Annotated in this window: 12 protein-coding genes; 10 read left to right on the forward strand and 2 right to left on the reverse strand. The window is 72.0% G+C overall.

Annotation, left to right across the window (positions count from 1 at the left end; translation table 11 throughout):
* Nucleotides 1–125 precede the first annotated feature (125 nt).
* Entirely contained in the window at nt 126–1082 is a 957-nt protein-coding gene (locus ACZ61E_RS01920) for an aminoglycoside phosphotransferase family protein (RefSeq protein WP_469696739.1), read from the reverse strand.
* A 495-nt stretch (nt 1083–1577) separates the two neighbouring features.
* Nucleotides 1578–2360: a DUF899 family protein gene (locus ACZ61E_RS01925; protein ID WP_469696740.1), complete on the reverse strand. Its 783-nt coding sequence runs from the start codon at nt 2358–2360 to the stop codon at nt 1578–1580.
* A gap of 181 nt (nt 2361–2541) precedes the next feature.
* Between ACZ61E_RS01925 and ACZ61E_RS01930 the strand changes: the two genes are divergently transcribed.
* The 10 genes from ACZ61E_RS01930 to ACZ61E_RS01975 all read left to right on the forward strand — a co-directional run bounded on the left by ACZ61E_RS01930 (nt 2542) and on the right by ACZ61E_RS01975 (nt 14746).
* A complete protein-coding gene (locus ACZ61E_RS01930) occupies nt 2542–3198 on the forward strand; it encodes a TetR/AcrR family transcriptional regulator (protein WP_469696741.1) in 657 nt (218 codons plus the stop codon).
* On the forward strand, nt 3195–4286 hold the full coding sequence (locus ACZ61E_RS01935) for an NAD-dependent epimerase/dehydratase family protein (protein ID WP_469696742.1): 1092 nt from the start codon (nt 3195–3197) through the stop codon (nt 4284–4286). Before ACZ61E_RS01930 ends, ACZ61E_RS01935 begins: the two co-directional genes overlap by 4 nt.
* Before the next feature lie 48 nt (nt 4287–4334).
* On the forward strand, nt 4335–6734 hold the full coding sequence (locus ACZ61E_RS01940) for an ATP-binding cassette domain-containing protein (RefSeq protein WP_469696744.1): 2400 nt from the start codon (nt 4335–4337) through the stop codon (nt 6732–6734).
* A gap of 126 nt (nt 6735–6860) precedes the next feature.
* A complete protein-coding gene (locus ACZ61E_RS01945; RefSeq protein WP_469696746.1) occupies nt 6861–7265 on the forward strand; it encodes a cell division protein SepF in 405 nt (134 codons plus the stop codon).
* A gap of 103 nt (nt 7266–7368) precedes the next feature.
* Complete coding sequence (locus ACZ61E_RS01950) at nt 7369–7719, forward strand: nucleotide pyrophosphohydrolase (protein ID WP_469696748.1); 351 nt, start codon at nt 7369–7371, stop codon at nt 7717–7719.
* Between the two features lie 178 nt (nt 7720–7897).
* Nucleotides 7898–8383 carry a DUF6099 family protein gene (locus ACZ61E_RS01955; protein ID WP_469696750.1) on the forward strand — a complete coding sequence of 162 codons (486 nt, stop codon included), beginning with the start codon at nt 7898–7900 and terminating at the stop codon, nt 8381–8383.
* A gap of 103 nt (nt 8384–8486) precedes the next feature.
* On the forward strand, nt 8487–9416 hold the full coding sequence (locus tag ACZ61E_RS01960) for an LLM class F420-dependent oxidoreductase (RefSeq protein WP_469696752.1): 930 nt from the start codon (nt 8487–8489) through the stop codon (nt 9414–9416).
* 16 nt (nt 9417–9432) lie between these two features.
* The gene (gene mmuM / locus ACZ61E_RS01965; RefSeq protein ID WP_469696753.1) at nt 9433–10407 is read left to right on the forward strand and encodes a homocysteine S-methyltransferase; all 975 of its coding nucleotides are present in this window, start codon (nt 9433–9435) and stop codon (nt 10405–10407) included.
* Between the two features lie 59 nt (nt 10408–10466).
* Nucleotides 10467–12122, forward strand: a complete 1656-nt coding sequence (locus tag ACZ61E_RS01970) for a 3' terminal RNA ribose 2'-O-methyltransferase Hen1 (protein WP_469696755.1) — start codon at nt 10467–10469, stop codon at nt 12120–12122.
* Nucleotides 12119–14746, forward strand: coding sequence for a polynucleotide kinase-phosphatase (locus ACZ61E_RS01975; RefSeq protein WP_469696756.1), 2628 nt, complete (start codon nt 12119–12121; stop codon nt 14744–14746). Before ACZ61E_RS01970 ends, ACZ61E_RS01975 begins: the two co-directional genes overlap by 4 nt.
* The last annotated feature ends 39 nt before the right edge of the window (nt 14747–14785 follow it).

A 14785-nucleotide genomic window follows, 5' to 3' on the forward strand; every position in this document is an offset into this window, starting at 1 on the left:
AGAATAGCCCCCGAGCCCCCCCTGTCTCCTCCTCCCTGTGCGCCCCCCCCCCCCCCCCCCCCCCCGGCCCGCCCCCCCCCCCCCCCCCCCCCCCCCGGCTCGGCCGCGTCCCGGCCCGCCCGCGCTCACACCCGGCGCAGCGACAGCCACCGCAACGACGCCCGCCCCAGCGCCGTCATCATCGCTTCCAGCCGCGGATCCGTGCCCGCGTCCGCCGGGTCCATCGAGCACGCCGCCGCCAGCAGGAACCCCGCCTGCGCCGAGATGACCACGTCCACCGCCTCCGGATCGACACCGCGCAGCAGCGGATGACGCTCGGCGTACGGCTCCGGGTCGACCCCGCCGAGCGCCACGCTCCCGAGCAGCATCACCAGATCCGCGTACGCGGGCCCGGTCCACGCGTGCGGCCAGTCCACGACCACCACGCGCTCCTCGGTGAGCAGGACGTTGAACGGATACAGGTCCCCGTGCGTCAGCGTGTCCCCGGCGATGACGTCGGGCAGCCGCGATTCGAGCGTCAGGTGATCGTCCAGCTCACGCGCGGCGTCCGGAGCGATCACCGCCAGCTTGGCGAGCGACCGGGAGCCCTCCGCCAGCCGCGACCAGCCGCCCAACCGGGGAGACACGTCGCCCGAGTTGAGCGCCGGCGCGGGCGTCAGCCCCTCCGCCAGACCGGTCAGGGCGTCGAGCACCCGCTCCAACTCGTCCTCGCGCCACGGCTGTACGGGCAGCTTCCCTTCCACGTCCTCGAAGACGAGCGCCACCCACCCCTGCTCGTCGTGCGACCCCAGAAGCCTCGGCACCGGAACCCCGGGCGGCAGCCCGCCGTTCACCGCGACCTCCCGCCGGTGGAACTCCGCCACCCCCGGCGCCGCCTCCGCGTCCACGGCCTTGGCGAACGCCTTCCGCCCGTCGGCCAGCCGGAGCCGCGCCGCGAGCCCGTCGGAGAACCCGCCCCGCTGACTCGTGGCCGCGGCCACCGTCCCCCCGAGCACGTCCTCGATGCCCGCCCGGACGGAACGGGGGAGTTCGTGCCATGGCCTGCGACGGCCACCGGTGGACGCGTCGTTGTCGGTCGTCATCCCTGTCTCCGGAGATAGCGAGGCGGGCCGGTGCGGGAGTTCTGTTCATCGGCCCCGGACGAGAGACGCGTCGGGCCCGATGACCGAGCGGCGACCGCCCCGGGCGGGCCCCCGGGTTCGCAGTCGTCACGGCGGCCGATTCGACCGCGTGGACTGGTACGGGAAGCCCGGCGGGCGCTAAAGCGCGGGTCACGGGCGGCTGCGCCGACGTGTAGCGGGCGGGGCACGGCGCACTTCGGCAGGGCCGGTGCGCACGTCGCGTCCGTCACACAATTCTACTCGAATGGCCGCGACGCCCATTCCCGGTGTCTCCGGGACCGGGACTCGTTCCGCGGATCGGACAGGGGCGCGGACACGGCCGAGGACGGCACGGCGGCGGCCGGTTCTCTCCGCGGCGGCCCACCCCGTCGACGCGCGCGACGAGGTGGGCGGTGGAGGTCCCCGGCGGCCGGGCCGTCGGCTCTCGCCGTGGCCGAACTGTCCGCGCGGCGCGGGTCAGTGGTGGTCGCCCTGCCGGCCGAGGGTGTCCTCGGGGGTCGCGCCGGGGCGCGTCCACTGCGGGACGGGGCGGCTCGTCGGGTCCCAGGTGGGGACGCCGTCCGCGTCCGCGCGCCAGTACCAGCAGGGTTCGTGGCCCGCCGGCCTGCCCTCCGGGTTGTCCTGCCACGCCTCGCCGCGGCCGTAGGGCGTCATGTCGAGCAGGGCGAAGGACCCGGCGGCCGGCTCGTTGCCCCGGCCGGTCGTGGAGTAGGTGAGGAACACGCGGTCGCCGTCGCGCAGATACGAGGTGAGATAACCCATGCCGCCGCCCGCCGGTCCGTCCACGCCGCGTACCGAGTACCAGGGCTCGGTGTAGCCCATGAACTCGACGTAGGGGGCCACCTCTTCCCACGGGCCGGTGGTCAGCACGGCGTAGGAGACGCCGCGGGCGTTGAGGTAGACGGCGTCCCTCATGTGCCACGCCGTGACGGTGCAGCCCTCGCACTGGCCCTGGTGAGGCGCGCCGTCGTGCCACATGTGCTTGTAGACCACCAACTCGTCCCGGCCCTGGAACAGGTCGATGAACGGGACGGGGCCGTCGGGCCCCACGACCTCGACCGTTCCGTCGAACTCGGCCATCGGCAGCCGGCGGCGGGCCGCGGCGATCGCGTCGCCCTCACGGGTGTGCGCCTTCTCGCGGATCAGCAGCTCGTCGCGGGCCGTCTGCCAGGTGGCCATGTCGACGACCGGTGGCTTCCCGGGGAGGTCGCTGGTCGCGTTGCCGGGTGCGGTGGTCATGGAGTCCTCCGTGGTCTCTCTGGTGCGGGTGGCGTCGTCGGACGACGTACGACGCTCACCAGTACCGACCGGCGGCCCGGCCGAAACTCATCGACGCCTTCACGGACGCGCGCCCGGGCATTACCGTGGACGTGGAAAGCAAGTACTTACTTGCTGTCTCGTCACCACCCCTGGAGCGCCTGTGCCGGACACCCGTTCACGGATACTGACCGAGGCCATGCGCCTCTTCGGAGAGCTGGGCTACACCGCCACCACCATCTCGAAGATCGAGGAGGCGGCCGGGCTCTCCCCCGGATCCGGGGCGCTGTACAAACACTTCCGCAGCAAGAAGGACATCCTCGGCATCGGTCTGCGCGAGCGCATCCGTAAGGAGGACGCGCTCACCACCGTCCTCGGTACGGAGGCCCCGCCGCCGCCCGCCCCGCCACCCGCGCCGGGCCCCCGCGCACTGCTGCGCGCCGTCGCGAAGTCGGGGCTGGAGCGGCTGGCTTGCGAGCGGGACGTCAACCGCATCCTGGTGCGGGACCTCGCCGCGTTCCCCGAACTGCTGGAGGAGTTCCGTGAGGCCGAGGTCGCACGCAACCACGCGGCGCTCACCCGGCTCCTCCGGGCCCACGCGAGCGCCCACACGCCCGGTGCCGCGAGCCCCGGCGGCCCGGACACGGACTGGTCGGCCGTCGCCGCGATCCTTCAGGACGCGCTCTCCCACTACTGGCTGATGGCCGACATCCACGGCGGCGTCCATCCCACCGGAGTCACCGAGGACGCCTATCTGGACACCCTCACCGACCTGGCACTCGCCCTGGTTCCCGCACCACCTCCCAAGGAGGAGTCATGAAGGTTCTCCTCGCCGGAGCCTCCGGCACACTCGGCCGTTCTCTCGTACCCCGGCTCATCGAGGCGGGCCACGACGTCATCGGCCTCACACGGCGCGCCGCCGACCGGCTCGAACAGGTCGGCGCGACCGCCGTCGTCGCCGACGTCCTCGACCGCGGCGCGCTGCTCGCGGCGGTGGACGGACTGGCCGCCGACGCCGTCATCCACGAACTCACCGCGCTGACCAAGGCACCCGCCCGGTACGCCGACATGGAGCCGACCAACCGGCTCCGCGTCGAGGGGACGCGCAACCTGCTGGACGCCGCAGGGCGGCTGGGAGCCACCCGCTTCCTCACGCAGTCGATGTTCCTCGGGTACGGCTTCCGCGATCTGGGACGCGCGCCGCTGACGGAACAGGCGCCGTTCGCCGTCCCCACGGGCGCCAGGACGGACCCCGTGCTCGCCGCGCTGAAGTCCACCGAGGACCAGGTCCTCGGCGGGCCGCCCGGCATCGACGGCATCGCCCTGCGCTACGGCCTCTTCTACGGAGGCGACACCGGCGTGTACGCAGCCCTGCTGCGCAAACGCCGGCTGCCGGTGCCGTCCGGGCCCGCCGGGACGCTGGCCCTGATCCACCACGAGGACGCGGCGTCCGCGACCGTCGCCGCGCTGGAGCGCGGAGTCGCGGGGCACGCCTACAACGTCGTGGACGACACCCCGGCCACCTGGCGAGAGTTGATCGAGGAGGTCGCGCGTACGACCCGTTCGCCCAAACCGATCGTCCTCCCCGCGGGACTCATCCGTCTCGCCGCGCCGTACATCGGCCAGGTGATGACCCGTGTCGGCGTGCACGTCTCCAACGGGCGGGCGCGAAAGGAACTGGGCTGGGCGCCACGCCATCCCGGCTACCGGGAGGGCCTGGCGGCGGCAGCGACCACCGCTGAACGCCAGGTGCCACCGGCGCCTGACCGGGCCCCCGGGCCGCCCAGTTCAGGCGCACGCCAGGAACATATCGGGCACACATCGGGGCCGGATCAGGGACGTATCAGGGGCGGACCGGAGACCGGTCAGATATGGAGAAGCGACTGTCACCCCACCGCATTAACGTGACTTCCCTGGAGGCCGCGGAGGCGGCCCCGTCCCACACATGGAGCCATGATGCGCAAGAGCACGAGGACGGACACGCGCGCGTCCGCGCCGGGCACGGCCGGCAGCCACGATCTGATCCGCGTGCACGGCGCGCGTGTGAACAACCTCAAGGACGTCAGCGTCGAGATCCCCAAACGCCAGCTCACGGTCTTCACCGGAGTCTCCGGCTCGGGCAAGAGCTCCCTGGTCTTCGGGACCGTCGCCGCCGAGTCCCAGCGGCTGATCAACGAAACGTACAGCGCCTTCGTCCAGGGCTTCATGCCGACGTCGGCCAGACCCGAGGTCGACGTACTCGAAGGACTGACGACAGCGATCATCGTCGACCAGCAGCGGCTGGGCGCCGACCCCCGCTCCACGGTCGGCACCGCCACCGACGCCAACGCGATGCTGCGCATCCTCTTCAGCAGGCTCGGGCAGCCGCACATCGGCTCGCCCGGCGCGTTCGCCTTCAACGTCGCCTCCGTGCGGGCGAGCGGTGCGATCACGGTCGAGCGCGGCGCCCGCAAGACCGTGAAGGCGACCTTCAACCGCACCGGCGGCATGTGCACCCGCTGCGAGGGGCGGGGCTCCGTCTCCGACATCGACCTCACCCAGCTCTACGACGACTCCAAGTCGCTCGCCGAGGGCGCGTTCACCATCCCGGGCTGGAAGTCCGACAGCTTCTTCACCGTGCGCGTCTACGCCGAGTCGGGCCTCCTCGACCCGCACAAGCCGATCGCCGAATTCACGAAGAAGGAGATGCGGGACTTCCTCCACCACGAGCCGACCAAGGTCAAGGTCGAGGGAGTGAACCTCACCTTCGAGGGGCTCATCCCCAAGATCCAGAAATCGTTCCTCTCCAAGGACAGGGAGGCGATGCAGCCGCACATCCGCGAGTTCGTCGACCGGGCGGTCACCTTCACCACCTGCCCCGAGTGCGACGGCACCCGGCTCGGCGAGGAGGCCAGATCCTCGAAGATCAAGGGGATCTCCATCGCCGACGCCTGCGCGATGCAGATCAGCGACCTCGCGGAATGGGTGCGCGAGCTGGACGAACCGTCGGTCGGGCCGCTGCTCGACTCGCTGGGCGGGACCCTCGACTCGTTCGTGGAGATCGGGCTCGGCTACCTCGGCCTCGACCGCGCCTCGGGGACCCTGTCGGGCGGTGAGGCGCAGCGCGTCAAGATGATCCGGCACCTCGGCTCCTCGCTCACCGATGTCACGTACGTCTTCGACGAACCCACCGTCGGCCTCCACCCGCACGACATCCAGCGGATGAACAACCTGCTGCTGAGGCTTCGGGACAAGGGCAACACTGTGCTCGTCGTGGAGCACAAGCCGGAGACGATCGCGATCGCCGACCATGTCGTGGACCTCGGCCCCGGCGCCGGTTCCGAGGGCGGCACCGTCTGCTTCGAGGGCACCGTCGACGGCCTGCGGTCCGGCGACACCCTCACCGGCCGGCACTTCGGCGACCGGGCCGTCCTCAAGGAGTCGGTGCGGAAGCCCACCGGGGCGCTGAAGATCCGCGGCGCGACCACGCACAACCTGCGCGACGTCGACGTCGACATCCCGCTCGGGGTGCTCACCGTCGTCACCGGTGTCGCAGGCTCCGGCAAGAGCTCGCTCGTGCACGGATCGCTGGGCAAGGGCGACGCGGGCGTGGACGTGGTGGCGATCGGCCAGGGCGCGATCCGCGGCTCACGGCGCAGCAACCCGGCGACGTACACCGGACTCCTCGACCCGATCCGCAAGGCCTTCGCGAAGGCCAACGGTGTGAAGCCGGCGCTGTTCAGCCCCAACTCCGAAGGCGCCTGCCCCCATTGCAACGGCGCCGGCGTCATCTACACCGACCTGGCGATGATTGCCGGTGTCGCGACCGTCTGCGAGGAGTGCGAGGGCAAGCGGTTCCAGGCCTCGGTGCTGGACCACCGCCTCGGCGGACGCGACATCAGCGAGGTGCTCGCGATGTCGGTGGCGCGGGCCGAGGAGTTCTTCGGCGCGGGCGAGGCGGCCACACCCGCCGCCCACCGGATCCTCGGCCGGCTCGCCGACGTCGGACTCGGCTACCTCACCATCGGCCAGCCGCTCACCACGCTGTCCGGCGGCGAGCGGCAGCGGCTCAAGCTGGCCACGCACATGGGCGAGAAGAGCGGCGTGTACGTCCTCGACGAGCCCACCAGCGGCCTGCACCTCGCCGACATCGAGCAACTGCTCGGCCTGCTCGACCGGCTCGTCGACTCCGGCAAGTCCGTCATCGTCATCGAACACCACCAGGCCGTCATGGCACACGCCGACTGGATCATCGACCTCGGGCCCGGCGCCGGACACGACGGCGGTCGCGTCGTCTTCGAGGGCACCCCCGCGGACCTCGTCGCGGACGGCTCCACTCTCACCGGCGAGCACCTCGCGGCGTACGTCGCCACCTGACCGGAGCGGGCCGTGCGGCTCCCTCCGGAATGGTCCGGGTCCGCCCCGTGTCGCTGTTGGGCCGAACGGGTGAGGCACGGGAGGATGGCCGGATGCAGACACACAGCGCGCGAGTGAGGTGATCCGGTGAGCAGATACGGCGGTTACGACAGGTACGACGCCACCGACGAGCAGTGGGAGGGCCTGGCCCAGGTCGTCCCGCTGCGCGGCCGCAACGAATGGCCCTCACGCGTCGACCACCGGGCGATCCCCGACGAGTACGCGGAGGAGCAGCGGCGATTCGTCGTGCTGCGGGTGCGGGTCTTCGCCGACGCGCGTGATGTCGCGGAGCATCTGATCGCGCAGATCCCGGTGCTCCTCGACCTCACCGGCGCCGAGACCGACGTGGCCAAACGCATCCTGGACTTCAGCAGCGGGGTCGTCTTCGGGCTCGGCAGCGGTATGCACCGGGTCGAGCGGAACGTCTTCCTGCTCGCGCCGATCGGCACCGAGGTGGAGGGGATCGCGGCGGCGGCCGTCCAGCAGCCCTGAGGGCCCCGGCGGACCCGCCGCACCCGGTGGGCCCGGTGCGCGCGGTGGGTCCGGTGCGCCCGCTGCGACAGACGCGCCCCCTGCACCTGATACATCTGGATCCGTGACGGAACCGGATGTACAGGGATTGCAGCGCAGGCTGGTGGAGTTCGCGGCGGCACGGCAGTGGGAGCCGTACCACACACCGAAGAACCTGGCCGCGGCGCTGAGCGTCGAGGCGTCCGAACTGCTCGAGATCTTCCAGTGGTTGACGCCCGAGCAGTCGGCACGGGTGATGGAGGACCCGGGCACGGCGCACCGCGTGCGCGACGAGGTCGCGGACGTGCTCGCGTATCTGCTCCAGTTCTGCGACGTGTTGGGGGTCGACGCGCTCACCGCGCTCTCCGAGAAGATCGACCGGAACGAGCTGCGCTTCCCGCCCCAGCCCCCTCGGTCGACGTCCACATCCGACTGATTCGTCACTCTGCGGAGTGGCCGAGTTATTCACAACCGGCTTCCTGTCCACAGATTTCCGAATTCCTCTGGTCTTTCTGTTGCCAACACCTCACTCTGGGTAATGAAGTAAGTGGACAGGGTGTTCGACGGACGGGGACGGACGGACAGAGGCGGACATACGGAGACGGGGATGGCGAATGGACGCGGAGAGGCTCATCGGGGCCGGCCGGGTTGCCTTGGCCCGGAGCGGTGCGGCGCTGGACATCGTGGCGGAGGCATGGCAGGCACAGGCTCTCGCCCAGGCGATCGGGGATCAACTGGCCCTGCGCGGACCGCAGGAGCTGAGGACGGAGGCAAGGGACCTCGCTGAGACGGGCGCTCGGGGCGGCACCTCACCCGACCATCCCTCCCTGCGCGCCGGGGGGATACGGGCGGCGCGGCTCTCGGTGGTGACGGACGCGCGGAGCGCGCTGACCGAGCTGGGGGTGCTCCTCGGCGAGGTGGGGATCGCGCTGGTCTCGGTGGCGTGCGGGACGGACGAGGAGGGGCTGTACTGGCAGTGCATCGAGGCCATCGACGCGGCGGACGAGTCGAACGACCGGGTGCTCGGCATGCTGCGCAGGCTCAATGAACTGGAAGAGATGCGCGAGCGGGTGCGCGAGACGGAGAAGGAGAGGGGGTGATGACGCAGGTGACCGTGGTGTCGGCGCCAGACATGACGGAGGAATGCGGAGAGCCCGGCGAGGAGGCGCGGCCCACGGACGACGGAAGGTGCAGGATGGATGCATGGATCTTCGAATCTTCACCGAGCCCCAGCAAGGGGCCGACTACGAGACGCTGCTGACCGTCGCCAAGGCGACCGAAGACCTCGGCTTCGACGCCTTCTTCCGCTCCGACCACTATCTGCGGATGGGTTCCGCCGACGGTCTTCCCGGCCCCACCGACGCCTGGATCACGCTGGCCGGACTCGCCCGCGAGACCAAGCGGATCCGGCTCGGGACCCTGATGACCGCGGGCACCTTCCGGCTGCCGGGCGTGCTCGCCATCCAGGTCGCGCAGGTCGACCGGATGTCCGGCGGCCGGGTCGAACTGGGCCTGGGCGCGGGCTGGTTCGAGGAGGAGCACAGGGCGTACGGAATCCCCTTCCCCAAGGAGAAGTTCGCCCGCCTGGAGGAACAGCTGGCCATCGTCACGGGGCTGTGGGGCACCCCCACGGGCGAGACGTTCTCGTACGAGGGGACGCACTACCAACTGACCGACTCACCCGCGCTGCCCAAGCCGGCCCAGTCCCGGGTCCCGGTGCTGATCGGCGGACACGGCGCGACACGTACTCCGCGTCTCGCCGCGCAGTACGCGGACGAGTTCAACATCCCGTTCGCCTCCGTCGAGGACAGCGAGAAGCAGTTCGGCCGTGTGCGGGAGGCGGCGGTCAAGGCCGGACGGAAGGCCGACGACCTGGTGTATTCGACCGCGCTGGTCGCCTGCGTGGGCAAGAGCGACGCGGAAGTGGCCCGCCGGGCCGCGTCCATCGGACGGGAGGTCGAGGAGCTGAAGGCGAACGGACTCGCGGGCTCGCCCGCCGAGGTCGTCGACAAGATCGGACAGTACGGAGCCGCCGGGGCGTCCCGCATCTACTGCCAGATGCTGGACCTGGACGACCTCGACCATCTGGAACTGCTCTCCTCCCAGGTCCAGTCGCAGCTGAGCACCGACTGAGGGCAGGACGACAGTCGTGAAGCCCGCCCGTACGCTCGCCGCCGCGCTCGGCGAGGGGAGCCTTGTCCTCGACGGCGGGCTCTCCGACCAACTGCGGGCGCAGGGCTGCGATCTCTCCGACGACCTGTGGTCGGCGCGGCTCCTCGCCGACGGACCGGGGCAGATCGAGGCGGCCCACGCGGCCTATGTACGGGCGGGAGCGCAGGTCCTGATCACCGCCAGTTACCAGGCGACGTACGAGGGCTTCGCCCGCCGGGGCATCGGGCGCGGCCGGGCGGCCGGACTGCTCGCCGACAGCGTGGCCCTGGCCCGGCGGGCCGGGGCGGGGGTGGCACGGGAGATCTGGGTGGCCGCCTCGGTCGGGCCGTACGGGGCGATGCTCGCCGACGGGAGCGAGTACCGGGGGCGGTACGGGCTGTCGGTGCGTGAGCTGGAGCGCTTCCACCGCCCGAGGATCGAGACGCTGGCCGCCGCCGGGCCGGACGTCCTCGCGCTGGAGACGGTGCCGGACACGGACGAGGCCGAGGCGCTGCTCCGGGTGGCCCGGGGATGCGGGGTGCCGGTGTGGCTCTCGTACACGGTCGCGGGAGACCGCACCCGCGCCGGCCAGCCGCTGACCGAGGCGTTCGCGCTGGCGGCGGGCGAGGACGACGTGATCGCGGTGGGCGTCAACTGCTGCGATCCGTCCGACGCGGACGGGGCGGTCGCGTCGGCGGCGACGATCACCGGCAAACCGGTGGTGGTCTACCCGAACAGCGGCGAGGAGTGGGACGCCGAAGCCAGACGCTGGGCGGGGGAGGGAGAGGGGGCGGGGGAGGGGAGGGGGGAGGGGCCCCACCCCCCGGCCGCGCTCCCCTCGCCCTTCCCGCCCGACCGCCTCCACACCTGGCGGTCCGCCGGCGCCCGTCTCCTCGGCGGATGCTGCCGCGTCGGCCCCGCCCGCATCACGGAGGTCGCGGCGGCGCTGGACACGGAGCGGGGGACCCGTTGACCGGCGGCCGCGCCGAAACTCCCTCGTAGCGGCTGATCGAACCGGCCATAATCGGTCAGGTGTTCCTTACGATCAGTACCACCGGCACCCCTGAACGCCCCGCGACCGACCTCGGGTTTCTGCTGCACAAGCATCCCGACAAGGCGCAGACGTTCTCCACCTCCCACGGCACCGCGCACGTCCTCTATCCCGAGGCGTCCGCCGAGCGCTGCACGGCGGCGCTCCTGCTGGAGGTCGACCCGGTTGCCCTGGTGCGGCGGGGCAAGGGCAAGGGGCGCGGCGGCGCGCCCGATGCCGCGCTCGCGCAGTACGTCAACGACCGCCCGTACGCGGCGTCCTCGCTGCTCGCCGTCGCCCTGAGCACCGTCTTCAAGAGCGCGCTGCGCGGTGTGTGCAAGGCGCTGCCCGAGCGTGCGGCCGAGCCCCTGCCCCTGCGGATCGAGGTGCCGGCCGTGCCCGCGCGCGGTGGCGCCGATCTGGTCGGGGACCTCTTCGGGCCGCTGGGCTGGACGACGGTGGACGTGCGGCCGGTGGCGCTGGACGAGGCTTTCCCCGCGTGGGGCGAGTCGCACTACGTGCAGCTCGTACTGGAGGGGGAGCTGCGACTCGCCGACGCGCTGCGGCAGTTGTATGTGCTCCTGCCGGTTCTCGACGACGCCAAGCACTACTGGGTCGCGCCCGACGAGGTGGAGAAACTGCTGCGGGCCGGTGAGGGCTGGCTGGCCGACCACCCCGAGCGGCGGCTCATCACCAGCCGTTACCTGTCCCGTCGTTGGGGCCTGACCAGGGAGGCGACGAACCGGCTCGAACTGGTCCGGCTCGCCGAGGCCGACGACATCGACGTCGAGGCGATCGACAACGCCGTCGAGGACCCGGCTCCCGAAGCCGACGACGCCCCGGAAGGGACGGCGGAGACCCGCGTCACCGCCGAGACCGCCGAGAGGGCTGAGACGACCGAGACGCGCGGGACAGCAGAGACCACCGAGACCACCGAGACCGCCGTGCCGGTCGCGGCGGTGGAGAAGCCCGTCCCGCTCGCCGAGCAGCGTCGTGACGCGATCCTCACCGCCCTGCGCGACGCGGGCGCGGCCAGTGTGCTCGACCTCGGCTGCGGTCAGGGCCAGCTCGTACAGGCCCTGCTGAAGGACCCGCGCTTCACCAGGGTCGTCGGCGTCGACGTGTCCGTACGCGCGCTCACCGTCGCCGCCCGCCGTCTCAGGGTGGAGCGGATGAGCGAGCGGCAGGCCGAGCGCGTCACGCTGATGCAGAGCTCGCTGACGTACACGGACAAGCGGCTCAAGGGCCACGACGCCGCCGTGCTCAGCGAGGTGATCGAGCACCTGGACCTGCCGAGGCTGCCCGCACTGGAGTACGCGGTGTTCGGTGCGGCCCACCCGGCGACCGTCGTGGTGACGACGCCGAACGTCGAGTACAACGTCCGCTGGGAGACGCTGCCCGCCGGGCACGTACGCCACCGGGACCACCGTTTCGAGTGGACCCGGGCCGAGTTCCGCGCCTGGGCGGACAAGGTGGCGCCGCGCCACGGTTACGCCGTGCGGTACGTACCCGTGGGGCCGGACGACCCCGAAGTGGGGCCGCCCACCCAGATGGCCGTCTTCACCGTCACCGAGGCGCCGAGGAGCACAAGGACCGCGACCACCGCCACTGCCACCGCCGCCACCACCCCGCACGCGAAGGAGGAGAAGGCCGCATGAACAGCAGCAACGAGACCGACGGGAGTTCCCCGGCCACCGCCACCGCCACCCCCGCCGCCGGGGCCCGTGTCCTCCCCGTCACCGACCTCTCCCTCGTCGTCCTCATCGGCGCCACCGGCTCCGGCAAGTCGACCTTCGCACGGGCCCACTTCAAGCCCACCGAGGTCGTCTCCTCCGACTTCTGCCGCGCGCTCGTCGCCGACGACGAGAACGACCAGAGTGCCAGCGGCGACGCCTTCGACGTGCTCCACTACATCGCGGGCAAGCGTCTCGCCGCCGGCCGGCGCACGGTCGTCGACGCCACCAACGTCCAGCCCGAGAGCCGCAAGCAGCTCGTGCGGCTCGCCAGGGAGCACGACGTGCTGCCCATCGCGATCGTCCTCGACCTGCCCGAGGCGGTCTGTGCCGAGCGCAACGCCGCCCGCCCCGACCGGGCCGGCCTGCCGCGCCATGTCATCAAGCGCCACCAGCGCGAACTGCGCCGTTCGCTGCGCGGACTCGAACGCGAGGGCTTCCGCAAGGTCCACATTCTGCGCGGTGCCGGAGAGGTCGAGCGTGCCGAGGTCGTCACCGAACGCCGCTACAACGACCTCACCCACCTCACCGGCCCCTTCGACATCATCGGTGACGTCCACGGCTGCCGATCCGAGCTGGACACGCTGCTGGCCAGGCTCGGTTACGCGGACGGCGACGGCGCCCACCCCGAGGGCCGTACGGCGGTCTTCGTCGGCGACCTCGTCGACCGGGGCCCCGACAGCCCCGGCGTGCTGCGCCGCGTGATGCGCATGGTCGGCGCGGGCAACGCGCTGTGCGTACCGGGCAACCACGAGAACAAGCTCGGCCGCTGGCTCAAGGGCCGGAACGTCCGGCTGACGCACGGACTCGCCGAGACCGTCGAGCAGCTCGCGAAGGAGGACGACGCCTTCCGCGAGCAGGTGGGGACCTTCATCGACGGCCTCGTCAGCCACTACGTCCTGGACGGCGGCAAGCTGGTCGTCTGCCACGCCGGTCTGCCGGAGAAGTACCACGGCCGCACCTCGGGCCGGGTCCGTTCGCACGCGCTGTACGGGGACACGACCGGCGAGACCGACGAGTTCGGCCTGCCCGTCCGCTACCCGTGGGCGGAGGACTACCGGGGCCGGGCGGCGGTCGTGTACGGCCACACCCCCGTACCGAACACCTCCTGGATCAACAACACCATCTGCCTCGACACCGGCGCCGTCTTCGGCGGGAGGATGACGGCCCTGCGCTGGCCCGAGCGCGAGCTGGTCGACGTACCGGCTGAGCGCGTCTGGTACGAGCCGGTCAAGCCGCTCGGCACGGGGGCGCCCGGCAGCCGCGAGGGCCGCCCGCTCGACCTCGCCGACGTGCACGGCAGGCGTGTCGTGGAGACCCGTCACATGGGCCGGCTCGCGGTGCGCGAGGAGAACGCGGCGGCGGCTCTGGAGGTCATGAGCCGCTTCGCCGTCGACCCGCGGCTCCTCGCCTATCTGCCGCCGACCATGGCACCCACCGCTACATCGCGCGAGGAGGGCTTTCTGGAGCACCCGGCCGAGGCGTTCGCGCAGTACCGCGAGGACGGGGTGGCGCAGGTCGTGTGCGAGGAGAAGCACATGGGCTCGCGCGCCGTGGCGCTGGTCTGCCGCGACGCGGAGGTGGCGCGCGAGCGCTTCGGTGTCGACTGCGCCGGCGGCGCCACGGACCCCGGCGCCACGGGACCGACCGGCGCGCTGCACACCCGCACCGGCCGCCCCTTCTTCGACGACCCGGCGGTCACCGAGGAGATCCTCGGCCGCCTCCGTACGGCCATCGGCGCCGCCGGGCTCTGGGACGAGCTGGACACGGACTGGCTGCTGCTCGACGCCGAGCTGATGCCCTGGTCGCTGAAGGCCACCGGTCTGCTGCGCACCCAGTACGCGGCGGTCGGCGCGGCGGCGGGCGCCGCCTTCCCGGCCGTGACGGACGCGCTCGAATCGGCCGTCGCCCGGGGTGTCGACGTGGGCGCGCTGCTGGCCGCCCAGCGCGAACGGGCCGCCGACGCGACGGCGTTCACGGAGGCGTACCGCCGCTACTGCTGGGAGACGGACGGCCTGGCGGGCGTACGGCTCGCGCCGTTCCAGATCCTGGCCGCCCGCGGCCGGAGCCTCGCCGCCGTACCGCACGACCGGCAGCTGGCCTGGCTCGACCGGCTGACCGAGCACGACCCGACGGGGCTGCTCCAGGTCACCCGGCGCCTCGTCGTCGAGACGGGCGACGAGGAGTCGGTGCGTGCCGGAATCGACTGGTGGCTGGAGATGACCGGGCGCGGCGGTGAGGGCATGGTCGTCAAACCGCTCACGGCACTCGTACGGGACGGCAAGGGGCGGCTGGTCCAGCCGGGCATCAAGGTGCGCGGGCGTGAGTACCTGCGGATCATCTACGGCCCCGAGTACACCCGGCCGGAGAATCTGGAGCGGCTGCGCGGCAGGTTCCTCGGCCACAAGCGGTCGCTGGCGCTGCGGGAGTACGCGCTCGGGCTGGAGGCGCTGGACCGGCTGGGGGACGACGAGCCGCTGTGGCGGGTCCACGAGGCGGTGTTCGCGGTGCTCGCGCTGGAGTCGGAGCCGGTGGACCCCCGGCTCTGACCCCGGGCCCGGTTTGGATTCCGGTGCCGGCGGCGGAAC

Source organism: Streptomyces sp. NPDC104581 (assembly GCF_055583685.1).